Below are 25,545 nucleotides of genomic sequence, written 5' to 3' on the forward strand. Positions count from 1 at the left end.
CATTTAAAAGGAGGCCTTTTCATGAAACATTCATTATTGTCGTCAGAAGAAAAAATACAGTTGCTTCAAGACTATCAGCCAGGCGCTTTTTTTCTTGCTTCACCTAAACGCACGATACTTGCCGAAGGGATTTTCCAGCATATTGAAACTAATCAGCTAAATGAACTATCCACAAGGGTAGCGCATGTATTTGACGATGCTAAACAAGCTGGTATCCAAACACCGATTGTGGTAGGTGCTGTCCCGTTTGATCCGGCGCAGCCCGTTCGTTTAAATGTACCAGTCCATGTACAGTTTAGTGATCCACTCGAATTTCAACAAGGTGATGAGGAGTCAGAAGCGGCATCGCCATCCTATGAGGTGACACCTGTCCCCGATCCAGAGGTCTACATGAATGGTGTGAACGAAGGATTAGCTAAAATTGAGAACGGGGAGCTTAGCAAAATCGTACTCTCTCGATCTCTCCATCTCAAAGCAACTCGAGATATTCATACGAAAACAATACTCGAACGACTGGCTCGTCATAATACGACTGGCTATACGTTTGCTGCAAATATAGCTGACCCGGCATCTTCCCAAAAGCGCACACTTCTTGGGGCAAGCCCTGAACTGCTTCTTTCAAAAACTGGTTCATCTGTGATTTCCAATCCACTCGCTGGTTCTCGGCCGCGCAGTTCAGATCCAGTAGAAGACCAGCGCCGCCGCGATGAACTCCTTACCTCAGCGAAGGATTTACACGAGCACGCAGTGGTTGTTGAAGCTGTCACTAAAGCGCTTACTCCATACTGTCATACACTAGATGTGCCTGCATCACCATCCGTCATTCAAACAGAAACGATGTGGCACTTATCTACTGTCGTAAAAGGTGAATTAGCAGATCCCAATGTGTCCTCAATTGATATAGCACTTAGCCTTCATCCAACACCCGCAGTATGCGGCACACCTACAGCAGATGCACGTGAAGCCATTCAAGCGATTGAACCCTTCGATCGAGGATTTTTCACCGGAATGATCGGTTGGGCAGATACAAATGGTGATGGTGATTGGATTGTCACCATTCGTTGTGCAGAAGCTGAGGGTCACTCTCTCCGTCTCTTTGCTGGTGCAGGAGTGGTCAAAGGATCAAAGGCAGAAGAAGAGCTAGCTGAAACATCTGCAAAATTCAACACGATGCTTCACGCGATGGGCATCCATCAGTGATAAAAATAAATAGGAGATGACAAAAACATGTTTGTTCAACCACCTACATGGCCAGAAGAATTTGCAAAACGCTACCGTGAAAACGGCTGTTGGCGTGGGGAAACCTTTGGCGGTATGCTTCGTGAACGCGCCGCATCGTTAGGAAATAAAACAGCCATTACATACGCTGATACGCACATAAGCTACCAAGAACTTGATCAGCGCGTCAGCAGTCTTGCCGCCGGTTTTCATCAGCTTGGCATTCAAAAAGGAAGTCGAGTTGTCGTGCAGCTTCCTAACATTCCTGCTTTTTTTGAAGTCATTTTCGCTTTATTTCGAATCGGTGCTTTACCCGTCTTCTCTCTGCCATCTCATAGAAGCAGCGAAATCACTTATTTTATTGAGTTTGCCGAAGCAGATGCATATGTCATACCAGATATTGATGGCGGCTTTGATTATCGATCACTCGCACGTCAAGTGAAAGAAAAGCTTCCCTCATTACCTCATGTCATTGTTGCAGGGGAAGCTGAGGAATTCCTTTGCTTGGATGATCTGCGCAAGGACCCAGCTCTTGATCCTCAAATTCATGTAGAGGCAAGCGATATTGCGTTTCTTCAGTTATCTGGAGGCAGCACAGGCCTTTCAAAGCTCATTCCTCGTACACATGATGACTATATTTATAGTCTTTGGAAAAGCAATGAGGTGTGCGAGCTCACACAAGAAAGTGTGTATCTAGCTGCACTTCCAGTTGCGCACAACTATCCATTAAGCTCGCCTGGCGTCCTTGGAACGTTATACGCAGGCGGAAGAGTCGTTCTTGCACCTGGATCAAGCCCTGATGTCGTCTTTCCACTCATTGAAAAAGAACGGGCGACCATTACCGCTGTCGTTCCACCTATCGCATTGATTTGGCTAGAGGCCGCTCCTCATCGATCAGATGACTTATCGAGTCTTGAAGTCTTACAAGTCGGTGGTGCTAAATTCAGTGCTGAGGCAGCAAAACGAGTGAAGCCTGCCCTTGGATGTAAGTTACAGCAAGTTTTTGGCATGGCAGAAGGTCTGGTCAACTATACCAGATTAGATGATCCTGAACATATCATAATTCATACACAAGGACGCCCGATGTCTGAATATGATGAGGTACTAGTGGTAGATGATGAGGACAAGCCCGTCCCGCATGAAGTGGCTGGACATCTTTTAACAAGAGGGCCTTATACGATTCGCGGCTACTATAAAGCCGATGAACAAAACAAAAAAGCATTTACACCCGATGGTTTTTACAGAACAGGTGACATCGTGCGATTAACCAAAGAAGGAAATGTTGTTGTAGAAGGCAGAGACAAGGATCAAATCAATCGTGGCGGCGAAAAGGTTGCCGCAGAAGAAGTTGAAAACCATTTACTTGCGCATCCTGACATTCATGATGCCGCCATGGTGTCTATGCCAGATCCATTTCTTGGCGAACGCTCATGTGCCTTTGTTATTGCGAAAGGAAACAACAAACCAGCATCGCACGTCTTAAAATCATTTCTAAGAGAACGCGGGCTCGCAGCCTATAAAATTCCTGACCGCATTGAATGGATCGATGCGTTCCCACAAACAGGTGTAGGCAAAGTCAGTAAAAAAGCATTAAGAGAATTAGCTGCAACCCATACTGCCAACGTATAAAAAATGAGGAGTGAAAATCATGGCAATCCCTACTATTCCTGCATATCCAATGCCAAGCACACAAGATTTACCCGAAAATAAAGTGAACTGGATACCTGATCCGAAACGTGCTGTTCTACTGATACATGACATGCAGCAATATTTTTTAAATGCATTTCAACAAGATACATCACCGATCACAGAGTTAGTTCAGCATATTGAACAATTACGTAATACATGCAATGAACTTGGCATTCCAGTCGTCTACACAGCTCAGCCTGGTGACCAAGACCCGAAGGATCGTGCCTTATTAACAGATTTTTGGGGACCTGGACTTGGTGATGATGAAGCATTGACAAAAATCATTGATCAGCTTGCTCCATCTGAAGCAGATACAATGCTGACAAAATGGCGTTATAGCGCATTCAAGAAATCTAATTTTTTGGATATCCTTCAAGAAGGCGGGCGTGATCAACTGATCATTACTGGCGTATATGCACATATTGGCTGTATGCTGACAGCCGCAGAAGCATTCATGCTCGATATTGAAACCTTTTTTGTCGCCGATGCCGTCGCTGACTTTTCATTGAAACATCACAAAATGGCGATGACCTATGCAGCCGAACGCTGTGCAGTCACCACAACGACAAACCAAATCATCAGTCGTTTAACAGGACAAGAAGCAAACAGTGATGATTTATCCTTTGAGGCCATCGTTCACCAAGTAGCTGAGTATCTCCAAATCGAGCCAAATGAAATACCGCTTGATGAGAATCTCGTCTACCTTGGGCTTGATTCTATTAGAATGATGAGCCTAGCGGAAAAGTGGAGGCAGCAAGGAGCGGCAGTTAATTTCGTTGAGCTTGCCGCAAATCCAACGCTCGCTCATTGGCGGACTCTTCTTTTCCCAGAAAAACAGCCATCTATCCCAAATATCGATTACTTGTAAAGGAGGTATAGACCCTTGTCGATCCAGTCAGTCGATTCATTCCCACTAACCGGTGCCCAATCAGGCATTTGGTACGCGCAGCAGCTTGATCCAGCTAATCCTATTTTCAATACAGCTGAGTATATAGATATTAAAGGTCCTATTGATCCCATACATTTTGAAGCCGCCATTAGAAAGACTGTCTTAGAAGCAGATTCCTTGTATATGCACTTCATTGAAGATACTGACGGTCCAAAGCAATGGATGACATCTAAGAAAGAAATCCCATTCCAATTGATCAATTTACAAAATGAAAAACAGCCGCTTGATGCGGCTAAAGCATGGATGAAGGCAGATCTTTCAACGCCAGTCTCTTTAGAGAAAGATGTATTATTCCGTGAAGTACTTTTTCAGCTTGCCGACGACCGATTTATCTGGTATCAGCGCATTCATCACATTGCCATTGATGGATTCGCCTTTTCGCTCATTGCACGTCGTGTTGCTGAGGTCTATTCAGCCTTATCGCAAGGGACACCTGTGCCTCCTCAAACATTTGGAGCCTTACATGACGTAGTTCAAGAGGAGTCCACTTATCGACAGTCCAATCGATATGAAGCTGATCGAGCATTTTGGAAAAATCGCTTTGCTGATCAACCTGAAATTGTCAGCCTTGCGGAGCTTGCCCCAAGAACGTCGGATCATTTTATTCGAAAAACGGCTGGCTTCGATGCCGAAAAGGTAAGCAAAATGAAAAAAAATGCTCAAGCCTTCGGTGGTACGTGGCATGAAATGATCCTTGCAGCATCCGCATTATATATGCATCGTATGACTGGTGCACATGATATTGTTTTAGGGCTTCCTGTGATGATGCGCCTTGGATCGTGCGCCTTACAAACACCCGGAATGGTCATGAACCTGGTACCATTTCGTTTAACATGCAAACCAGAAATGACACTCTCAGCTCTTGTTCGGCAAGTATCTGATGAATTAAAAGCCATTCGCCCTCATCAAAGATATCGTCACGAGGACATGCGGAGAGACTTTAAACTCATCGGAAGAAATCAGCGATTATTTGGCCCACAGATCAATATCATGCCATTTGATTATGATCTCGTGTTTGATCAAAGTATTGGTCAAGCACATAACCTTTCAGCAGGACCCGTGGATGATATATCGATTAACATATACGACCGCGCGGATGGGAACGGATTTCAAATCGACTTTGATGCAAACCCTGCCGTTTACAAAGAGCAAGCAGTTGACGCTCATCAGCAGCGTTTTCTGCAATTGCTGGAGGAAATAACCGGACTAGAGGAAGATCAGACGATCAGTCAATTCAACCTTCTTTTGTCTGAAGAGAAAGAGAACATCCTCAAGCACTGGAATGATACAAAACGAGAATTACCAAAGGAATCTTTACGGGAACTATTTGAAAAACAGGTGAGCAAAACACCACAAGCAAAAGCATTACAGTTTGAAGGAATCACTTTGACCTACAAAGAGTTGAATCAGCGGGCTAATCAATTAGCTCATTATTTGAAAAAACATGGCATTGGACCAGAACAATTTGTCGCAATTGCTCTTCCTCGGTCCATCAATATGGTCGTAAGTCTATTAGCCGTCGTCAAAACGGGAGCCGCATATCTGCCACTAGATCCTGATTATCCTAACGATCGTGTCGCCTATATGCTAGAAGATGCCAAACCGGCGTGCTTGCTTACAATTAAAGAGACAGCAGACGGTTTGAACCATACACACATCGTTCAACTGGATGATGCAACTGTCCATCAGGAGATAGCAGACAGTCCGCATCTCAATCCGACTTGGAGCGAGGGCTCTCCACATCACCCCGCCTATATCCTGTACACATCAGGATCGACAGGCAAACCAAAGGGTGTTGTTGTAACAAAACGAAATGTGATCAACTTTATATTGTCCATGCAAGATTCATTTTTATTAGATCAAGAAGACCAGCTTTTAGCGGTAACGACCATTGCCTTTGATATTTCCGGGCTGGAAATATTCCTCCCGCTTTTACATGGGGCTGCTATTTTATTGGCAAAAAAAGAAACCATACAAGAACCAGCAAAGCTTTCAGACATGATTCGTTCTCATCATGTCACAATCATGCAGGCAACGCCAACGTTGTGGCATGCGTTGGCAGATGAGTACCCTGACGTGATAACAGGTATGCGTGTTCTTGTTGGAGGAGAAGCACTCCCTGCTTCCCTTTTGCACACATTGCAATTTCTGCAATGCGACATTACTAATTTGTACGGACCTACAGAAACGACGATCTGGTCTACGATGGAAAATGTCACAGCACACCGGGAGAATAGCGGACCGGCAATCGGTAAACCCATTTGGAATACGAGCATTTACATTTTAGATGAAGGACTAAACCCAGTCCCAGCAGGATCAATTGGTGAACTTTATATTGCAGGTGAAGGAGTATCCAGAGGATATCTTGGACGATATGATTTAACGGCTGAACGTTTTGTCCCTGATCCATTCAGCACAAAAGGCACGAGAATGTATCGAACTGGTGATTTAGCCAGATGGCGTGAAGATGGTTCGATTGATTATATCAGCCGTGCCGATCATCAAATTAAAATACGCGGCTTCCGTATTGAACTAGGTGAAATCGAAACCGTAATGATGCAGCATCAAGCCATAAAGCATACATCTGTTATCGTTCGTGAGGATCAACCTGGGCAGCAGCTTCTTTGTGCGTATGTTGTGCTGACAGATGGCTCTTCTCTGCACCCTTCAGAGCTCAGGCAGTTTGCGGCTTCATTACTTCCTGACTACATGGTGCCTTCTGCTGTTGTCGTGTTGCCAGAACTTCCACTTACACCAAACGGCAAAATCGACCGCAAAGCATTACCAGCACCAAATATGTCTTTAGTCAGTTCTGAGCGTACACCTAGAACACCACAAGAAGACATGTTATGTAGTTTATTTGCAGAAACCCTTGGCCTATCTCAAATTGGCATAGATGATAGTTTCTTTGACTTAGGAGGACATTCCTTACTCGCCGCTCGCCTGCTTAGACGTATACGCGCTACACTTGGTGCAGACCTAAGCATGAGTACCCTTTTTGAATCTCCTCGGGTTGCTGAGCTTGCGCAGCACATTGACAAAGCGAAGGACATTCGGCCGCCGCTTCAGGTTGAAGACAAACCAGATGAAATTCCATTATCCTTTGCCCAAAAACGGCTCTGGTTCCTTCATTGCCTTGAAGGGCCAAGTCCAACTTACAATATTCCACTTGTCATTCAGCTGACAGGTACACTAGATCAAACAGCTCTCATTGGTGCTTTGGCAGATATCACTGAAAAACACGAAACCCTTAGAACCATTTTTCCAAATAAGAACGGCATGCCAAGACAGGTCATTTTACACCCGAAAAGTGTTCAGCCTGAACTCCATGTCACAGCTTCAAGCGATCAACAAATTGAGAATCAGTTAAACGAAGCCATTCGGTATAGCTTTCAGATTGAAGAAGAACCTGCACTTCGAGCTGAATTATTCACGCTTGATGCAAACCGATCCGTCCTGCTTCTATTGCTGCATCACATCGCTGGTGACGGCTGGTCACTTGCACCATTGACACGAGACTTAGCTGCTGCTTACGAAGCCCGTATACAAGGAAAATCCATCTCCTTGCCAGCAGAACCTGTTCAATATGCTGACTATGCTATTTGGCAGCAGAAGCTGTTGGGCAGTGAAGAAGAGACGGATAGTCTATTTGCCAAGCAGCTCAGCTACTGGAAAGGTGCATTACAGGACCTGCCTGAAGAACTTGAGCTTCCCTATGACTTCCCGCGTCCACAGGAAGGAAGCTTCAACGGTGCGACGATAGACTTTACGATTGAACCCGCTTTACATCAGAACCTCCTTGAGCTTGCAAAGCAGCATCAGGTGAGTTTGTTCATGGTGCTTCAAGCATCTCTTGCAGCATTACTGACACGCCTTGGGGCCGGTACAGATATCCCAATCGGCAGTCCGATTGCTGGACGGAATGACGATGCACTTGACGATATTGTGGGCTTGTTTGTGAACACACTAGTATTACGTACAAATACAGCTGGTAATCCAACCTTTAGTGAGCTATTGAAGCGAGTGCGAGACGTTGACCTAGCAGCCTATGAGCATCAGGATCTGCCATTTGAACGTCTAGTCGAAATCCTAAACCCAACCCGGTCCAGATCAAGAAATCCATTGTTCCAGGTCATGCTAGCCTTCCAAAATACACCGAAGGCGGAAATGAAGCTGACACAGCTTGATTCAGACCTCTACGTGAAACCAGTAGGGTCAGCTAAATTTGATCTGACCATCGAATTGACAGAACAAAGAACGGAAACTGGGTCAGCAGCAGGTTTAACAGGATTGTTTGAATTCAGTACAGATGTATTTAAACAAAGCACCATTCGAGCAATCGCTGACAGAATGAAGCGCTTTTTAACAGAGGTAGCTGAGCGCCCACATGTGCCAATTGGTCAAGTGAACATTTTATCAGATAAAGAACAGCAAACATTTCTCCCTGATAAAAAGACATTCGCTCAGTTAGATCAAGCACATAGTCTCCCGGCCTTATTTGAAAAAACGGCGCAGCAATACCCTGATCGAGTGGCTGTAACGTATGGTAATAGGCAGCTGACCTATGGTGAGTTAAACAACAAAGCCAATCGTCTTGCTCATTTATTAATACAAAGAGGCGTTGGACCAGAACAGTTCGTTGCACTTGCCCTGCCTAGATCAATCGATATGCTCGTAAGCTTATTAGCCGTTCATAAAGCAGGTGCAGCCTATGTTCCGCTTGATCCTGATTATCCAGCAGACAGGCTGGCATACATGATACAAGATGCCAAACCCGTTTGCAGCATCACAACAAAAGCAGATGCAGTGCATCTTCCAGCTGACTGCGATTTGATTTTGTTAGACGAAAAGGAAACGAGCGATCAATTGATGACAATGCCAAATCACAATCCGGCTGATATAGACAGAATTGAGCCGCTATCTTCTCTGCATCCGGCCTATATTATTTATACATCCGGTTCTACAGGGAAACCAAAAGGAGTGGTCATCCCACACCAAAATGTCATCCGTCTTCTGACATCTACTGAACATTGGTTCCAATTTGATGAAGAAGATGTTTGGACAATGTTCCATTCCTATGCCTTTGACTTTTCAGTATGGGAAATATGGGGACCACTTTTATATGGCGGCCGGCTTGTCATTGTACCTCATACCATCTCTCGCTCTCCAGAAGAGATGCTGCAGCTTCTAGTCGAGGAAGGTGTGACTGTGCTTAATCAAACACCTTCTGCCTTCTATCAGCTCATGCAGATAGACAAGGAACAACAAACACTAGGCCAAGCATTATCACTCCGCTATGTCATCTTTGGCGGTGAAGCATTAGAGCTTAGCAGATTAGAAGATTGGTACAGCCGTCACTCAGACTGTAAGCCAAAGCTCATTAACATGTACGGCATTACAGAAACTACCGTACACGTTACGTACAATGAACTCAATCGAGATATGATCACAAAGAACTCCAGCAGTTTAATAGGCGAACCGATTCCTGATTTACATGTGTACGTACTAGATGAATACCTGCAGCCTGTTCCCCCTGGGACGACAGGTGAAATGTATGTAGCTGGAGCTGGCCTTGCAAGAGGTTATCTAGGCAGACCTGACCTAACATCAGATCGATTCCCTGCCGATCCTTATGGCGCACCTGGCACAAGGATGTATCGCACAGGCGACCTTGCGCGCTGGACAGAAGAAGGGGCTCTTGATTACATTGGCAGAGCTGATCATCAAATTAAAATACGCGGCTTCCGCATTGAACTTGGAGAAATCGAAGCCGTTCTGGCACGCCACGATGCAGTTGCACAAGTTGCCGTCATGATGCGAGAGGATCAGCCTGGCGACAAACGCCTAGTCGCCTATATCGTCCCAACTGAAGAAAACCGTTTCGATACAGAGACCCTTCGCCATTTTGCAACAGCCAGTCTTCCTGATTACATGGTGCCCGCAGCATATGTACAGATTGACGTCATGCCGCTTACAGCAAACGGGAAGCTTGATCAAAAATCACTGCCAGCCCCTCAATTGCATTTACAGCAAACGGATGGCCGCGGCCCAAGAAACCCGAAAGAGGAAATCCTATGTCATCTCTTTGAAGAGGTGCTTGATTTGCCTAAAATCAGCATAGACGATCGCTTTTTTGACATTGGCGGGCATTCACTGCTTGCAGTTCGTTTAATCAGCCGCATTCGTGATGCACTTGGTGTCAAACTAAGCATTGGAACATTGTTTGAAGCACCAAATGTGGCAAGTTTGGCAGAGAAACTAGAAACAGGAAGCGATGAAAACGCACTAGACATCTTGCTGCCGCTGCGAACAAATGGAGAAAGATATCCTCTTTTCTGTGTTCACCCAGCAGGTGGTCTGAGCTGGTGCTATGCAGGTCTCTTGAATACATTAGAGAAAGACATCCCTATTTATGGATTACAGGCACGAGGAATCGCAAGAAAAGATGACTACCCGCACACACTAGATGATATGGCTGCGGATTACATCAAGCACATCCAAACGATTCAGCCAAAAGGCCCTTATCATCTTCTTGGCTGGTCATTAGGTGGAAACGTTGTACAGGCAATGGCTACACAGCTCCAGCAGCAAGGTGAAGAAATCGCACTCGTTGCGATGCTGGATGCCTATCCAAACCATTTCTTACCGATTAAAGCAGCACCTGATGAAGAAGAAGCACTAATTGCTCTTCTTGCGCTCGGCGGTTATGATCCAGATACCTTAACAGGTGAACCGCTCACGATGAAAAGTGCCGTCGACATTTTGAAAAAAGATGGCAGTGCACTAGCAAGCTTAAGTGAAGATGCCATTAGAAATCTAAAAGAAACCTATGTGAATTCAGTTCGATTGCTCGGAGAATATCAGCCAAAAACTTATCAGGGGGACATATTATTCTTTAGATCTACCATTATCCCAGATTGGTTTACACCAATTGATCCCGAAGCATGGGCACCTTATATCAACGGAACAATTGAACAGCACGACATTCATTGCCGGCACAAAGACATGTGCCAGCCTAAACCCCTAGCAGAAATTGGTGTCATCTTAGACAACGCACTGCATCGGGTCAAACAAAAGCACTAAGAATAAAGGAGAGATGACAAATGACAAATCCCTTTGATCGTGAAGACGGTGTATTTCTTGTGCTGGTCAATGAACAAGGACAGCATTCACTTTGGCCATCATTTGCACCAGTGCCAGATGGATGGGAAAAGGTCTTTGGTGAAGACACTAGAAATGCCTGCATCGATTATATCCAGACACACTGGCAGGACTTGCGGCCATTAAGTTTAACAAAAGAACCAGCGCTAGCTCATGGAAAAACGGAATAAATCATCGCACCCTGATCTCCATCAGGGTGCTTTTTTGACAGAATAAACATCACCATCTTTCAGCTCTTTCTGCTACAATTTAATTGAGAATGTTTATCAACTAAAAAGAGATCAGGTGGTTTTATGGGAAACAATAATCCATTACGTACGTTGGCAAATGCCGAACAATTCATCTATCGATTAACAGATACTGAAAAAATAAATAATGCAGAGCTTCCACATACGGAGCAGCAGCTATCAGATACATTCTGCCTCCTCTTCAGCATAAGCGGCAGCGGTTTACTCACATTGAACGATCAAAAATGGCGATTGAAACATCTGACTCTCTATACGATCATGCCTGGGGAAACATTTATGTTGAAAACAGAGCCTTATCAAAAACACGAGCTCTACCTTTTTCGCTTTCAGCTCTACACGCTGCAAAATCAAAAAATAGGAGAAGTATCAATGGAACATGCCCGTTCTTTACTGAATAAATGGCAATTTATCGATATTAGCTCGATTGAACATATTCATTCTTTATTGTCCGATATGATAGAGGAATGGCAAAGACCTGAATCCATTAGCTTTTTTAGAAGCCAAACTCTTTTCCAGCAGCTTATTATGCAGCTTTTTACACTGCATAAAGAAGATATTTGTGACACGGCACATGCCCTTTTCAAAACAAAACAATATATCGATCAACATTCCGAAGAACCCCTCAGCCTGACAAGTCTATCTCATATGGCTGGTATCAGCGCCAATCATTACAGTGAGCTATTTAAAAAGCATTTTGATGTGAGTGTCACTGATTATATCACCAAGAAAAGGATGGCTAGAGCCAAACAATTAATGGCAAAAGGCAACGCAAAGCTCAAAGACATTGCACTTGAAATCGGCTATCAAGATCCGTATTACTTCAGCCGCATCTTTAAGAAAAAAACGGGCATGACCCCTTCTACTTATATGAAAAGCCGTCAGCGGAAAATTGCAGCCTATGGCCATTCCATACTCGGCCAGCTCACACCCATTCATATCATCCCATATGCTGCTCCCCTTCACCCTAAATGGACAGCACATGATTTTGAGCATCATGCAGAAGAAATTCCGATTCACCTGAGTGCACATCGGATCAACGAGCACGCTGAAGCCAATTTACAGCTATTAAAGGAAACAAAACCTGAGCTGATCATTGCCAATGATCATGTGACGGAGGAAGAAAAACAAGTGTTAAAAACCATCTGTCCTGTTCACTTTGTTCCATTCACACAATTGGATTGGCGCACTCAATTTAGACAAACGGCTACGTTCCTAAACGAAGTGAACGAAGCAGAAGAATGGTTGATTCATTACGAGGAACTCGTCATTCAAGCGAAAAAGGCATGCCTTTTTGATCATCCACCAAAAACCGTCCTGCCTCTTCGTATCTTTCAAGATCAGCTTTATTTGTCTGTGAATCGCACCATGTCAGAAGTAATTTTTCAAGACATTGGCCTTCTGCCAGCTTTTCAGAATGATGGTCAGCTAATAGAAAAAAAAATCAGCATTCGCTCTATACAACAGCTAGATCCAGACGCCATCTTCCTATTCCTGCATAAGGAGCCAAAAACCATTGCTTTTTATCAAAAGTTAAAGCAGCAGGCGTCTTGGCAAAATCTCAAGGCTGTGACGCAGCAAGTCGTCTATCCGCTCACTTCTGACCCTTGGCGTGAATACACAGCAGCCAGTCATCAACGAGTCATTCAGGACCTTTTATCTTTTTTTCCGTAAAAAGTCCATCCTTTGACAGAGATTTGTCTATGGATAAAAGGACGAAAGCCTAATACAATCTTTAATTGAGAACAATTATCAGTTAAAGGAGAAAACAAATGAAAAAATGGTTCGCATTGCTTATCCTTTGTATCATGACGGTCACCGCAGCAGGCTGTGGTGCTGCAGAAAATAAACCTGCTTCAAACACAGCCAAAAGCAAGTCAGCTGAAGCAACAGAAACGAATATCAACTACTTAGATCAAACGTACAAACTCAAAACACCAGTGAAACGAATTGTCATTGCTGGAAGCCTTGAATCAATGGAAGATGCAAAATTACTTGGTATCGAGCCTATTGGTGCTTCTACTGTAGGCGGCACATTCCCTGAATTATTTAAAGACATCACAGCGAAAACAGAAGGCATCGGTGAAAAAACAGAACCGAACCTAGAAAAAATCCTAAAACTAAAACCAGATGTGATACTTGGATCAACAAAGTTCCCGCCTGCAACAATTAAAAAACTAGATAAAGTCCAAACGACGATCCCTGTATCACATGTCTCTTCCGACTGGGAAAGCAATCTTTTATTACTCGGTGAATTGACTGGAAAAAGTGAAGAAGCCAAAAACATCATCTCTGATTATCAGAAAGATCTCAAACAAGCGAAAGAAACCCTGAAAGATAAAAGCAGCAACAAAACAGCTGTCATTTTACGCATTAGACAAGGCGATCTGTACGTATATCCTGAAGACGTATACTTCAACTCTACCTTATATGGGGATTTAGGATTTAAAGTACCAAGTGATATCAAAAAAGCCAAAGCACAGGCATTGATTTCATTGGAGCGCCTAGGAGAACTCAATCCTGACTATATTTTTGTTCAGTTCTCTAAAGAGGAAAACTCATCAAATCCAAATGCATTGAAAGACTTAGAGAAAAATAAAATTTGGACAAGCCTAAAAGCTGTGAAAAATGGGCACATCAATGAAAATGCCGTTGATCCTATGCTTCAAGGAGGAACAGCACTAAGCAAAACAAACTTCCTTGACAAGGCTGTCAAATGGTTAGATCAAAACAATTAAAAAGATGCGTGATCAGATGGTTGACAAAGGGCTAAAATGTTTAGCCCTTTGTCTTCTTTTCAACGCAGTTGAAAACCGTTAGGAGAGGATACACATGAACGGAACGTTTCTATATGACGAGCTTAACGGGCGTCAGCTTGATATTTACCTTCCGCAGGACACCTCTATTGATGTTCCAGCTGTCTTTGTACAAGATGGCTCTTCTTTGTTTAGAACACACCTGCTAGAGATCGAAAGAATGATCGAAACGAAAACCATCTCACCAATTATCATCGTCGGCATACACCCCTTCAATCGACTTGACGAATATACACCATGGAAGGCGTCATCACTGCGATCTGGGTTCCCTGACTTTAAAGGCGAGGCACAGACGTATGTGTCATTTTTAGCGAATGACTTGCTCCCATATATCAAAAGAGAATATCCAGTTCAAGAGACCTGTCATGAACATAGCCACGTAGGTGCTTCATTAGGCGGGCTGTTTGCTATTTATACTTTATTCATGCACCCTGATCTTTTTAAAAACATCGCATCGATCTCCGGGTCATTTTGGTATCAAGATTTTCTACCGTTTGCTAAACAACAAAGCATTCAGTGTGTGGATCACTTTATTTATTTGTCTGTAGGCAGTGAAGAAGGGAAAGGAAAAACATCTGCTCAACAGCACATGCCTTTATTCAACAAACAACTGCATGAGCTTTTATTACAAAAAGGGATGCAAGAAAGGCAGCTGCAATATCACATCGAACAAGGGGAGGGCCATCATCTGAAACAATTTCAAAAAAATTTCTTATCGGCCCTAAAGTGGTTTTATCAAAGAGAACGCTAATTTTTTATCAGCATAGCGCAAAGCCGATATGATATATTGGAACGTATAGATTGAAAGAGGAGGAATTTGCGCATGAGACCTTTACAAATCTCAGCCGATACCGCACAAAAGCTTGCTGCATCACTCAATGTACCGTTAGAACAAATTATGCATATGCCGCAGCATATCTTATTAGCTAAATTAGCGGAGCTTGAACAGAAGAAAGATCGTTCTTCTTAAAGAAATAAAGGAGTTTACATTCATGGAACAACAACTAGAAAAATCAACATTACATCCTCGCAGTACTGGACAAACCATCCTGCTGATTGCTGGAATTCTGCTTATTGCATTTAATCTTCGGCCTGCCATTACATCCGTTGGCCCTGTGATCGGCGCGATTCGCTCCGATTTACAGCTTTCAAATGGACTGGCGGGTTTTCTCACGACATTACCACTGCTTTCATTCGCATTGCTTTCTCCAATTGCACCTAAAATCGGAAAACGACTTGGCAATGAACGAACCCTCTGGCTTGGACTTGCTGTCCTTCTCTTTGGGATTGTGATTCGCTCATTTGGCACCATCACCTTCTTAATGATTGGCACGGCGCTGGTCGGCGTTGGAATTGCGATTTGTAATGTGCTCTTACCGGGACTTGTGAAGCATAAATTTCCTGCACATGCAGGTTTGATGACAAGTGTTTATACGACTTCAATGTCCATCTTTGCTGCACTTGCATCAGGTGTCAGTGTTCCGCTCAGTCATACGATGCCTGGCGGCTGGAATACATCATTCCTTGTATGGGCTGGACTTGCCCTTCTCGCCATGATGGTTTGGGTGCCGCAGCTTCTTCATCAGAATACAGCGGCCGTCAAAAGCATCTCGCTCACAGAGCAGCCGATATGGCGTTCACGTGTTGCATGGCAGGTGACCTTTTTTATGGGGTTGCAGTCATTCCTTTTCTATAGCAGCATCGCATGGTTTCCTGATATCTTAACATCACATGGAATGAACCTGTCGACAGCTGGCTGGATGCTGTCCATTATGCAGTTTGTTGGGCTGCCATCCACCTTCTTAACGCCCGTTTTTGCAGAAAAATTAAAAACGCAAAGACCGCTTGTCGCCGGCCTTGTCCTTGTGTATTTACTTGGCATGATTGGACTTCTTCTCGGAGGATCAACGCCTATTCTTGTCATCTCTGTTCTATTGATCGGCATTGGACAAGGGGCCAGTATCAGTCTTGCCCTCACATTCATCGGATTACGAACAACCAATATGGAACAAGCAGCTGCCCTCTCTGGAATGGCGCAGTCTCTCGGTTATTTATTAGCTGCTGTTGGGCCGTTCATGATTGGAATCCTTTTTGATTCCACACATACATGGACACCCGCGATTATCATCTTTATTGTCATCCTATTTTTCATGTTTTTATCCGGTATGCGTGCCGGACGCAGCGTCTATATTTCAGATCCTTCATAAAAAAGAACCCGCCTCCTCGTGAGACGGGTTCTTTTCTGCTTATGCCTGCTCTGTCACATGTACCTTTAACGTTGCTTGTACCTCTGGATGAAGCTTTACCGGTACATTTGTATAACCTAACGCACGGATGGCGTCATTCAGCTCGATTTTGCGCTTATCGAGTTTAATTTGATGATCTTTTTGCAATTTATCAGCGATTTGTTTGCTTGTAATTGAGCCAAACAAACGGCCGCCTTCACCTGATTTTGCAGTGAGTTCCACTGTTAACGCCTCAAGTGTTTCTTTTAATTGTTTTGCTTGTTCAAGCTCTTGGATGGCATTCTTTTTCTCTTTGTTTTTCTGCCCTTCCAATGCGCTTAGGTTCGTTGGAGTTGCTTCAACAGCTAACCCTTGTTTGATGAGAAAGTTGTGAGCGTATCCGTCAGCTACATTCTTGACTTCGCCTTTTTTCCCTTTGCCTTTTACGTCTTTTAGAAAGATGACTTTCATCTTTGAACCCCTCCTTCGAAATATTCGTCTATGGCAGCCTTTAACTTCCCTACCGCTTCTTCAATGGTTATACCATAAATCTGGGTAGCAGCGTTAGTCAAATGGCCGCCGCCGTCTAATGCTTCCATAATAATTTGAACGTTGATATCCCCTAATGATCTAGCACTAATACATACTGTGTCGTCATCTCGTCTAGCGACAGCAAATGACGCTTCTACCTCACTCATTGACAACAGGGAATCCGCTGTCTGGGCAATCGTAATTTGATCATAATACTCCGACCTGTCAGATGGCAATGAAGCAATGGCCACCTGATTTTGATACAGCTCTGTATGCTGAATGAGTTTTGCTCGTTTGATGTAATGATCGACTGTTTCTTTTAAGAACTTTTGCACAAGGACAGGATCTGCTCCCTTTGCACGAAGATAGGATGCTGCATCGAACGTTCTTGACCCCGTTCTCAGAGAGAAACTCTTCGTATCAACAATGATCCCAGCCAGCAGCGCAGTCGCCTCAATCATGTTAATCCGCAATTTCTTCGGCTGATACTCTAAAAGCTCTGTCACAAGCTCTGCTGTAGATGAAGCATACGGCTCCATATAAACAAGTAAAGGATCACGGATAAATTCCTCCCCGCGTCTATGATGGTCAATGACCACGACGTTTTCAATCTTATTCAGCAGTCGTTCCTCCATGACGAGAGACGGTTTATGTGTATCCACGACCACAAGCAATGTGTCATCCTTTGCAAGCTCCATTGCTTCCTCTGGTGTGATAAAACGTGACCAAAGCTCTTCATAATTCTTAATTTCACTAATTAATCGTTGAACACTGTCGCCAATCTGGTTGGCATCAATGACAATATAACCTTCTTTTCCATTGGCCTGGGCAACCTTTAAAATCCCAATGGATGCACCGATCGAGTCCATGTCTGGGAACTTATGCCCCATGATCATGACATTACCGCTTTCAGATACAATTTCTTTTAAAGCATGAGAAATGACCCGTGCGCGTACGCGTGTCCGTTTCTCCATTGGATTCGTTTTTCCACCGTAGAATTTCACTTTTCCATTCGGCTGTTTAATGGCGACCTGATCCCCGCCTCGTCCGAGGGCAAGGTCAAGACTCGACTGCGCAAGTGCTCCAAGCTCTTTCAAAGAAGGAACGGACGCACCGATCCCGATACTCAGAGTGAGCGTCGCACTATGTGCCCCTGTTTTCTCACGGACCTCGTCTAAAATGGAGAATTTCGACGCTTCAAGCTCAGCTAAAATACTCTCATTTAGAACCGCCATAAATCGTTCAGACGAAATTCTCTTCAGGAAAATACCATATTCTTGTGCCCAATTGTTAAGCAGAGACGTCACTTCACTATTAATCGCGCTGCGCACTTGATCATCAAGTCCCTGCGTGACATCGTCGTAGTTGTCTAAAAAGATATAAGATAACACCGTTCGTTCATTTTCGTACTGTCGTTCAATCTGTACCTGTTCCGTGACATCAAAGAAATATAAAAGGCGCTCTGACCGTTTAATAATGACTTTGAATTTCCGGTCATTCAGCGTCACATTTTCGGTCTCGACCTCTTGTTTAATAAGAGGCACAATGGACTCGAATGTATCGTACAAGGATCTGCCGACAAGTGTGCTTTCATGAAAGCATGAAGCGAGAAACGGATTGGTCCATTCGATATAATACTGGTCATTAAACAGCATAATACCAATAGGCATCTCCATTAATGCTTCTTCTCCAACCTTTTTGACTCGATAGGATAATGTTGAAATATATGAATCAATCTCTTTCTGCACTTGCGTATCTGCCCACTTTAAGAAGTAGAGCACACCTGCAAGGACGAAAAGACCAACCGCTCCTATGATCCAATTGAAATAAAGGTTGAGGAGGACTGTGACCACCGCAAGAACAATTAACGCGAAGATCGGATACTTGATGACAGGTTTTCTATAGAAGCTTGGCACTGATATCAACTCCTCAACATTCAGAGTGAATTATTTGTTTTTTACTTTTTCTCTTAAATCAAAGCCTATGTCAGCAATCCCTATAATTCGCACAATCACACCGATCGGCGGAAAGAAAACCGTTAACACAACAGCGAAAATGGGTACCGCTTTTGAGATGTTTTTTTCGTGGCAATAATAGAAGAGAAAAGAAAATCCCTGAATAAGCACCAGTATAAATAAAATTTGAAACGCACTCGTTTGAACGAGCCATAAAAAGCTGCCTTTTTCCGTCTGAATCAGCATCAAAAGCAATGTGAGTAAATAATACCATACCATGCTTTTTGGCAGCCGCATATCCTTAAATTTCTTCAAGGACGGCATGTCTTTGACAAACCGTTTGAGCAGAGGCTGCACGAACCAGTGATTCACGAAAGCCATCAGGGTGACCAAAATCAATAACGCTACAGGTAAAGCACTTAATGCCGTATCCTGCATCTCTTTAAACTGTTTGAGCTGTTTGGCTATGTCCTTTTCAGAAGCCCCGGATTGCTTTAAAACACTCTCTACCATCGGCATCATTTGCTCAATCGACTCTTTCGCAATATTCATGATATCGATTTGAAAGAGCTGAACACTGATAACAAAGGAGATGAGAATACTGAACAAATAAATCAGCGCACCTGTAATGATGGCATTCCCAGGCTGCCTTCTGCTGTAGAAAACACCCATGCCTAATCCGACGGCAATTAAGATAGGTGCACTCATGAGCCCAGCCATAGACCCAATTAAAAAGCTGATCACTATCCCAATAGCGCCAGCAGCAATTCCTTTTTTCAAGCCGTGCCTGATTGTATAGAGGATGATCGGAATCGGAGCAGCTAGAAAGAAAATAATGGATAATAGCGGCACATATAAATAAAACAGCATCATGACCGCAAAAATACTGATCATGATTGCGCCCTCTACTAACGCTTTTGTTTGTTTCACACCTTCACCTCTATCCAATCCTTTTGTTTATATCTTGCTCAATGTGTACTTCTATGTATACGTATGATGTCAGCTCCATCATGTCTTGCCCCAACCTTTATTTTACCATAGCGGCAAATCTCAAGTAAAATACAGGCTGTCCTGGGAGCGTTTCACGTGGAACACCGATATGGAATGGCACATGCAAGTTTTCAAACAGCATGTTACAATTTTTTAGATTATTCTTAGCTATAAACCCTGAATTCAAGGTCAAAAGCTGTTAGAATAGAAACATCATCAATAAATGTAAGAAGGAGAATTCACATGGGAAAAACACTCGTATTCGGACACAAAAATCCTGACACAGACACGATTTGCTCTGCTATTGCTTACGCTGATCTGAAAAACAAAATCGGCGTTCAGGCAGAAGCCGTCAGACTTGGAGAAATTAATGGAGAAACACAATACGCATTAGATTTCTTTAAACAAGAAGCACCTCGTTTCATTGAAACGGCTGCAAACGAAACAAAGCAAGTCATTCTTGTCGATCATAACGAATTCCAACAAAGTGTAAGCGATATTGATCAAGTACAAGTAACTGAGGTCATTGACCACCACCGTATTGCCAACTTTGAAACAAGTGAACCTCTTTACTATCGTGCAGAGCCTGTAGGCTGTACAGCAACGATCTTAAACAAAATGTATAAAGAAAACCAAGTGACGATTGAAAAAGAAATCGCTGGTTTGCTTTTATCTGCGATCATTTCTGATTCCTTACTATTCAAATCCCCAACATGCACACAGCAAGATATTGATGCTGCACATGAGCTTGCAAAAATTGCAGGGGTAGATCCAGAAGTTTACGGCCTAGACATGCTGAAAGCAGGCGCTGATCTAAGCCAAAAAACGGTTCAAGAATTAATTACACTTGATGCAAAAGAATTCGCACTAGGCAAAAGCAAGGTGGAAATTGCACAAGTCAATACAGTAGATATCGCTGAAGTGACAGCAAGACAGGCTGACATTGAAGCGAAAATCAATGAAGTCATTGCAGCAAAAGGTCTTGACCTATTTGTTCTAGTCATCACAGATATTTTAGAAAATGACTCCCTTGCTCTTGCACTCGGTGCAGAAGCAGCAAAAGTAGAAAAAGCATTTAACGTTACACTTGAAAACAACACAGCTTTACTAAAAGGTGTTGTATCAAGAAAGAAACAAGTCGTACCTGCACTGACAGACGCACTTTCTTAATAAAACACGACAAGACTGCTGAATCATTCAGCAGTCTTTTTTGTCTATATTCTTTTTAATGAATATACATATCACTAACGAGAACATCCTTTAGCACACTTGTTGGGATCGTAAATTCAACAACACCCATGTAACCAGGAGCCACATCATATTCATTAAAGGAAATCACAAGCTTTCCTTTTGAATTGATATAGAAGTTTTGATCCGGCTTAATTTTCTTAAATGGATCTGTTTCTTCCTTGCCAATCCAGTATATTTTGTCTGAATCCTCTTTCATCTGTTTCTTCATTTGTTCTTTAATATTTTCACTAATCACATCAATATAACGATTATCTTTAAACAGGCTTGGTAATGTAATGAGGACATGGTTTTTCTTATCAACCGTATCATATGTCATTTCCTCTGCCGCAGAAGCCTGAGTCGTCACCTTGTATCGGCCTAGTGAAAGGATTTGATCATTGTTCGTTCTCACTTCATAACCGCTCTCAACACTTAAATGACCATTTTTATAACCCTTTGTTTCCTTTTCAAAATCTTGATACAGCTTTTTGTTTTCAGCTAAATATTTTTGATTCAGGCTGTCTTGTAATGTTCCGTCCCCAAGTCCTGAAACGTGTGGTGTTTTAAGATCAATATTCGTTCCTTGATCGCTCTTTTTAAATTCTGTAAACGTTACGACTTTCACCAGCTCGCCAATGACAGGCACCTCTGAAATCGCTCTTGCTGCCTGTGGACTGACATTAACCGTTGTAACAAAAAGAGCAGCAGCCGCAACAAGTCCGATGGTCCATTGCTGAAAATGAGGTTTTTTATTTTTTCTTTTTAACGTTCGTTCAACCATCGCATCATATTCCGGTGGAATAGGGATTTCTAAATATTCTTCTTTTAAATGTTCCAAATACTTATCCATTTAAATTTCCTCCTGTGATAATTCTACTTTTAAAAGCCGCAGCGCCTTATATAATCTTGTTTTAATGGTGTTTTCATTTTCATCGAGAATCTGGGCGATGTCCTCTAATTTTAAATCTTCAAAGAATCTCAAAATAATGATGACTCGATACATCTCAGGCAAATCCTCTATAGCCCGTTTGACGTCTTGATCCTCGTATACATCTGATTCTCCCTGTGATAAGAATTCAAGCGTATCATCATCTGTCACCTGCACCCGCTTCTTCTTTCGTAAAAAGTCTAGGGCAGTGTTCACCACGATCTTATAAAACCAGCTATGCATCTTGCTCGCATCCTCTAATCGGTGAACAGATTTGAGTGCTTTATGAATGGCCTCCTGAACAACATCCATAGCATCTTCTGGGTTTTTGACATAACTATAGGACAACCGATAAAAACTGTGTTTATGCTCCATGACGTAATCCGCAAATTGATCATCTATTTTTCGTTTCTTCATTTTACAAAGAGCTCCTTTATCTTAAATGCGCATCTGTTATTTCTTACATTGGATAGACGCGCGCCTTTTGAAAATAGTTTGCGCTCGGTTATTTTTTTAACATGTCATCGCATTTACGTTCCTATACAAAAAGAGCGAACCAGATGGGTTCACTCTTTCCAAGCGGATAGTGTTTGATGGACAAACTGTTTTAGTGGAGAAAGCGGATGAATAATAGGAACGCCTGTCTCCCGCTCCACCTGCTTTGCCGCACGAACCATCGAAAGCTGCATCACACAAATGTCTCTCCCTTTTTGCTTCATACATTTTCTCAGCTGCTCCTTGATTTGTTCATCATAGGCTTGCATATCACCGTTTAGGCAGAGATGAAAGACATCCTCCATCACAACCATTTCTACTTCAAGCTGTTTGCCCCGCTCTGTGGCATATGATTCAAGCCGATGCATCGTCCCTTCCACTGTATCTGGGTTGGAAAACACCAGTTGAATAGGCCTTTGTTTCTCACAAATCAGCTCAAATAACGGTTCATCGATTGGAACAATCGGTTGTTTAAAGAGGTGCTGCTGATCACCCAAAGCGGCAATGTATTGTGTACACGTGAGAAGAATGAGATCGGCTTCAATTTCCTGTTTTAATCTGTTGATAGCATACGTTTGCTGCTTGTGTTGATCAAATGCAGGATCTTGTGTTGCGCGTTCTATAAATGATGAATCGACCGTGTGATGCAAATCAACATCTGTATCACCAAACGCATCTTCTATATATGACTGATTGGATGGATGGGCGTGAAGGCAGTGTAACCGAATCATCAGGCTCGCTCCTCGTGAAAGTTTTCAATCATTATATCAATCCTTGTATGAAATAGGGAGCAACATGACCATATTGTTAGGGAGATATTAAAGGAGGGATTCTAATTGAAAGAAGATCAACAGCCTAAATCATCTTCAGAGTCAGAAGAAACCTTAACGAATCGGCAAGGTCATCCCGTAACAGATAATCAAAATATGAGAACTGTTGGGAATAGAGGACCCACTACGCTTGAAAACTACGATTTCCTAGAAAAAATCAGTCATTTTGATCGTGAACGCATCCCTGAACGTGTTGTACACGCACGCGGTGCCGGAGCTCACGGTTACTTTGAAGCCTACGGCACATTCGGTGATGAGCCCATCTCCACCTATACGAGGGCAAAATTGTTTCAGGAAAAAGGGAAAAAGACGCCTGTTTTCGTTCGTTTTTCTTCTGTGATTCACGGCGGTCATTCGCCAGAAACATTACGTGATCCGAGAGGGTTTGCGATTAAATTTTATACAGAGGAAGGCAACTGGGATCTCGTAGGGAACAACCTGAAAATTTTCTTTATTCGAGATGCTTTAAAGTTCCCTGATTTGGTTCATGCCTTTAAGCCTGATCCTGTCACCAATCGTCAGGACGGCGAGCGTATTTTTGATTTTGTCTCACAATCACCTGAGGCCACGCATATGGTGACATTTCTCTTTTCACCATGGGGCATCCCAGCTACATACCGGCACATGCAAGGCTCAGGTGTCCATGCGTACAAATGGGTCAACCATGAAGGAAAAGCGGTGCTGGTTAAATATCATTTTGAACCGAAACAAGGCATTCGCAACCTGACCCAAGAACAGGCGCAAGCGATCCAGGGGGAAAATTTTAACCATGCCACACAGGATTTATATGAAGCGATTGAGCAAGGAGATTATCCTGAATGGGAGGTATATGCACAGATCATGGAAGATGATGCCCACCCTCACCTCGACTTTGACCCGCTAGACCCGACAAAGCTTTGGTACAAGGATGACTATCCATGGAAACCAATCGGACGGATGGTATTAAACAAAAATCCAGAAAACTATTTCGCAGAAGTCGAGCAGGTTGCCTTTGGGACTGGCGTACTCGTAGACGGTTTAGATTTCTCAGATGATAAATTGCTTCAAGGCCGTACCTTCTCCTACTCTGACACGCAGCGATATCGTGTAGGGCCAAACTATTTACAGCTGCCGATCAATGCACCGAAAAAGCATGTCGCCACCAATCAGCGAGACGGGCAAATGGAATACCATGTCGATCAAGGCAAAGGCCAAAACCCTCATGTGAATTATGAGCCGTCGATCCTCGGAGGATTAAAAGAAGCCAAACAGGATGGAAAGGATCATACGCCTTTTGTAGAAGGTGAAGTCAAACGAGAAGCCATTGACCGCCCAAACAACTTTGGACAAGCGGGAGAAACGTATCGCCGTTTTAATGATTGGGAGCGTGAGGAACTGATTAAGAACTTAGTCAATACTCTTGCGACATGTCAAAAGGACATTCAAGACCAAATGATTGAAAACTTTACAAAAGCAGACCCTGATTACGGAAAACGTGTCGCTGACGGCTTAAAAGCCTTTAAACAAGAGCAGCCAAGCGGACCTATCGGCTCTACAGGCGCTGCTCAAGCCGTGGACGAAGCCATCAACAACAGCACACCATCAGATCCTTATTAATGAAAAAAAGAATGCAGCGGCGAGGCTGCATTCTTTTTGTATACATCTATTAAGCGTTTTGACCTTTTTTGATCCATTCTGCCACATTGACTGTACGTTTTGCCTGATGTTTCACAGCTGCTTCTGCATCCTCTTGGATTTTTCCATTTTGGTCAACAGTAACACTTACGCCATAAGGGTTGCCCCCTGCACCGTATAAGGAATCATCTGTGTATCCAGGAGCGGCAATAATGGCTCCCCAGTGGAACATCGTCGTATATAGGCTGAGAACCGTCTGCTCCTGTCCGCCATTTGCGTTTTGAGCTGAAGTCATCGCGCTGACTGCTTTGTTTGCCAATTTACCTTGGAACCATAAGCCGCCTGTTGTATCTAAGAACTGCTTCATTTGGGCTGGCAGGTTACCGAAACGTGTCGGCATGCTAAAGATGATGGCATCTGCCCACTCTAAATCACTTAATTGAACCTCTGGCACATCCTTTGTTTCGTCTAAATGTGCTTTCCATGCTGGGTTTGAAGCGACAACTGCTTCTGGTGCCAATTCAGCAACCTTTAATACTTTGACCTCTGCACCAGCTTCTTTTGCTCCAGCTTCAGCCCATTTCGCCATCTGATAGTTTGTACCTGTTGAACTATAATAAATAATCGCTAATTTTACGTTTTCCATTTGTTCCAGCTCCTTTTGTTTGT

At 43.3% G+C, this 25,545-nt stretch carries 19 protein-coding genes; 12 read left to right on the forward strand and 7 right to left on the reverse strand.

All coding sequences use genetic code 11. The annotated features are described in order from the left end of the window. Positions 1-21: 21 nt before the first annotated feature. From dhbC to NSQ76_RS19985, 10 genes are all read left to right on the forward strand, one after another. Positions 22-1,200, forward strand: coding sequence for an isochorismate synthase DhbC (dhbC, locus tag NSQ76_RS19940; protein ID WP_341055709.1), 1,179 nt, complete (start codon positions 22-24; stop codon positions 1,198-1,200). Positions 1,201-1,227: 27 nt separating this feature from the next. Continuing rightward, complete coding sequence (locus NSQ76_RS19945; RefSeq protein WP_341055711.1) at positions 1,228-2,847, forward strand: (2,3-dihydroxybenzoyl)adenylate synthase; 1,620 nt, start codon at positions 1,228-1,230, stop codon at positions 2,845-2,847. 19 nt (positions 2,848-2,866) lie between these two features. Further along, positions 2,867-3,775: an isochorismatase family protein gene (locus NSQ76_RS19950; protein WP_024427633.1), complete on the forward strand. Its 909-nt coding sequence runs from the start codon at positions 2,867-2,869 to the stop codon at positions 3,773-3,775. A gap of 15 nt (positions 3,776-3,790) precedes the next feature. Further along, positions 3,791-10,939: an amino acid adenylation domain-containing protein gene (locus tag NSQ76_RS19955; protein WP_341055714.1), complete on the forward strand. Its 7,149-nt coding sequence runs from the start codon at positions 3,791-3,793 to the stop codon at positions 10,937-10,939. Positions 10,940-10,959: 20 nt separating this feature from the next. After that, positions 10,960-11,187, forward strand: a complete 228-nt coding sequence (locus NSQ76_RS19960) for an MbtH family protein (protein ID WP_025093680.1) — start codon at positions 10,960-10,962, stop codon at positions 11,185-11,187. A 123-nt stretch (positions 11,188-11,310) separates the two neighbouring features. Continuing rightward, positions 11,311-12,936 (forward strand): helix-turn-helix domain-containing protein, encoded by a 1,626-nt coding sequence (locus NSQ76_RS19965; RefSeq protein WP_341055717.1) that lies wholly within the window; start codon positions 11,311-11,313, stop codon positions 12,934-12,936. Between the two features lie 98 nt (positions 12,937-13,034). After that, positions 13,035-14,000, forward strand: coding sequence for an iron-hydroxamate ABC transporter substrate-binding protein (locus NSQ76_RS19970; RefSeq protein WP_341055719.1), 966 nt, complete (start codon positions 13,035-13,037; stop codon positions 13,998-14,000). 94 nt (positions 14,001-14,094) lie between these two features. Continuing rightward, positions 14,095-14,829, forward strand: coding sequence for an alpha/beta hydrolase (locus NSQ76_RS19975; protein WP_341055721.1), 735 nt, complete (start codon positions 14,095-14,097; stop codon positions 14,827-14,829). Between the two features lie 72 nt (positions 14,830-14,901). Beyond that, entirely contained in the window at positions 14,902-15,048 is a 147-nt protein-coding gene (locus tag NSQ76_RS19980) for a YycC family protein (protein ID WP_064498621.1), read from the forward strand. A gap of 22 nt (positions 15,049-15,070) precedes the next feature. Then, positions 15,071-16,285, forward strand: coding sequence for a CynX/NimT family MFS transporter (locus tag NSQ76_RS19985; RefSeq protein WP_135033145.1), 1,215 nt, complete (start codon positions 15,071-15,073; stop codon positions 16,283-16,285). 39 nt (positions 16,286-16,324) lie between these two features. Here the strand turns inward: NSQ76_RS19985 and rplI are convergent, their stop codons facing one another. The 3 genes from rplI to NSQ76_RS20000 are packed head-to-tail and all read right to left on the reverse strand — an operon-like array spanning position 16,325 to position 19,719. Continuing rightward, positions 16,325-16,774: a 50S ribosomal protein L9 gene (gene rplI, locus NSQ76_RS19990; protein ID WP_008359128.1), complete on the reverse strand. Its 450-nt coding sequence runs from the start codon at positions 16,772-16,774 to the stop codon at positions 16,325-16,327. After that, positions 16,771-18,750, reverse strand: a complete 1,980-nt coding sequence (locus NSQ76_RS19995) for a DHH family phosphoesterase (RefSeq protein ID WP_024427639.1) — start codon at positions 18,748-18,750, stop codon at positions 16,771-16,773. Before NSQ76_RS19995 ends, rplI begins: the two co-directional genes overlap by 4 nt. Before the next feature lie 30 nt (positions 18,751-18,780). After that, positions 18,781-19,719: a YybS family protein gene (locus NSQ76_RS20000; protein ID WP_167753098.1), complete on the reverse strand. Its 939-nt coding sequence runs from the start codon at positions 19,717-19,719 to the stop codon at positions 18,781-18,783. A 303-nt stretch (positions 19,720-20,022) separates the two neighbouring features. On the opposite strand from NSQ76_RS20000, the gene NSQ76_RS20005 reads away from it, so the two are divergent. Then, positions 20,023-20,949, forward strand: a complete 927-nt coding sequence (locus NSQ76_RS20005) for a manganese-dependent inorganic pyrophosphatase (protein ID WP_024424048.1) — start codon at positions 20,023-20,025, stop codon at positions 20,947-20,949. Positions 20,950-21,004: 55 nt separating this feature from the next. Here NSQ76_RS20005 and NSQ76_RS20010 read toward each other — a convergent pair whose 3' ends face one another. The 3 genes from NSQ76_RS20010 to NSQ76_RS20020 form a co-directional block, all read right to left on the reverse strand. Beyond that, positions 21,005-21,859 carry a DUF3298 and DUF4163 domain-containing protein gene (locus NSQ76_RS20010; RefSeq protein ID WP_285710993.1) on the reverse strand — a complete coding sequence of 285 codons (855 nt, stop codon included), beginning with the start codon at positions 21,857-21,859 and terminating at the stop codon, positions 21,005-21,007. Then, positions 21,860-22,354 (reverse strand): RNA polymerase sigma factor, encoded by a 495-nt coding sequence (locus tag NSQ76_RS20015; RefSeq protein WP_024424050.1) that lies wholly within the window; start codon positions 22,352-22,354, stop codon positions 21,860-21,862. It lies immediately after the preceding gene. Between the two features lie 149 nt (positions 22,355-22,503). Further along, entirely contained in the window at positions 22,504-23,163 is a 660-nt protein-coding gene (locus tag NSQ76_RS20020) for a hypothetical protein (RefSeq protein ID WP_135033149.1), read from the reverse strand. Positions 23,164-23,268: 105 nt separating this feature from the next. Between NSQ76_RS20020 and katX the strand changes: the two genes are divergently transcribed. Then, positions 23,269-24,858 (forward strand): catalase KatX, encoded by a 1,590-nt coding sequence (gene katX, locus NSQ76_RS20025; protein ID WP_024424052.1) that lies wholly within the window; start codon positions 23,269-23,271, stop codon positions 24,856-24,858. 49 nt (positions 24,859-24,907) lie between these two features. Here katX and wrbA read toward each other — a convergent pair whose 3' ends face one another. Further along, positions 24,908-25,522: an NAD(P)H:quinone oxidoreductase gene (gene wrbA / locus NSQ76_RS20030; protein WP_034283654.1), complete on the reverse strand. Its 615-nt coding sequence runs from the start codon at positions 25,520-25,522 to the stop codon at positions 24,908-24,910. Positions 25,523-25,545: the final 23 nt, after the last annotated feature.

The organism is Bacillus sp. FSL M8-0256 (assembly GCF_038005765.1).
Lineage (GTDB): Bacteria > Bacillota > Bacilli > Bacillales > Bacillaceae > Bacillus > Bacillus safensis.

What these genes read in the sequence shown, in the direction of transcription:
- NSQ76_RS20005 (WP_024424048.1), top strand. Translation starts at nt 20,023, where the DNA reads ATGGGAAAAACACTCGTATTCGGACACAAAAATCCTGACACAGACACG.
- rplI (WP_008359128.1), bottom strand. Translation starts at nt 16,774, where the DNA reads ATGAAAGTCATCTTTCTAAAAGACGTAAAAGGCAAAGGGAAAAAAGGC.
- NSQ76_RS19985 (WP_135033145.1), top strand. Translation starts at nt 15,071, where the DNA reads ATGGAACAACAACTAGAAAAATCAACATTACATCCTCGCAGTACTGGA.
- NSQ76_RS19970 (WP_341055719.1), top strand. Translation starts at nt 13,035, where the DNA reads ATGAAAAAATGGTTCGCATTGCTTATCCTTTGTATCATGACGGTCACC.
- NSQ76_RS20020 (WP_135033149.1), bottom strand. Translation starts at nt 23,163, where the DNA reads ATGATTCGGTTACACTGCCTTCACGCCCATCCATCCAATCAGTCATAT.
- NSQ76_RS19945 (WP_341055711.1), top strand. Translation starts at nt 1,228, where the DNA reads ATGTTTGTTCAACCACCTACATGGCCAGAAGAATTTGCAAAACGCTAC.
- dhbC (WP_341055709.1), top strand. Translation starts at nt 22, where the DNA reads ATGAAACATTCATTATTGTCGTCAGAAGAAAAAATACAGTTGCTTCAA.
- NSQ76_RS20015 (WP_024424050.1), bottom strand. Translation starts at nt 22,354, where the DNA reads ATGAAGAAACGAAAAATAGATGATCAATTTGCGGATTACGTCATGGAG.
- NSQ76_RS19980 (WP_064498621.1), top strand. Translation starts at nt 14,902, where the DNA reads ATGAGACCTTTACAAATCTCAGCCGATACCGCACAAAAGCTTGCTGCA.
- NSQ76_RS19965 (WP_341055717.1), top strand. Translation starts at nt 11,311, where the DNA reads ATGGGAAACAATAATCCATTACGTACGTTGGCAAATGCCGAACAATTC.
- wrbA (WP_034283654.1), bottom strand. Translation starts at nt 25,522, where the DNA reads ATGGAAAACGTAAAATTAGCGATTATTTATTATAGTTCAACAGGTACA.
- NSQ76_RS19960 (WP_025093680.1), top strand. Translation starts at nt 10,960, where the DNA reads ATGACAAATCCCTTTGATCGTGAAGACGGTGTATTTCTTGTGCTGGTC.
- NSQ76_RS19975 (WP_341055721.1), top strand. Translation starts at nt 14,095, where the DNA reads ATGAACGGAACGTTTCTATATGACGAGCTTAACGGGCGTCAGCTTGAT.
- NSQ76_RS19950 (WP_024427633.1), top strand. Translation starts at nt 2,867, where the DNA reads ATGGCAATCCCTACTATTCCTGCATATCCAATGCCAAGCACACAAGAT.
- NSQ76_RS20010 (WP_285710993.1), bottom strand. Translation starts at nt 21,859, where the DNA reads ATGGATAAGTATTTGGAACATTTAAAAGAAGAATATTTAGAAATCCCT.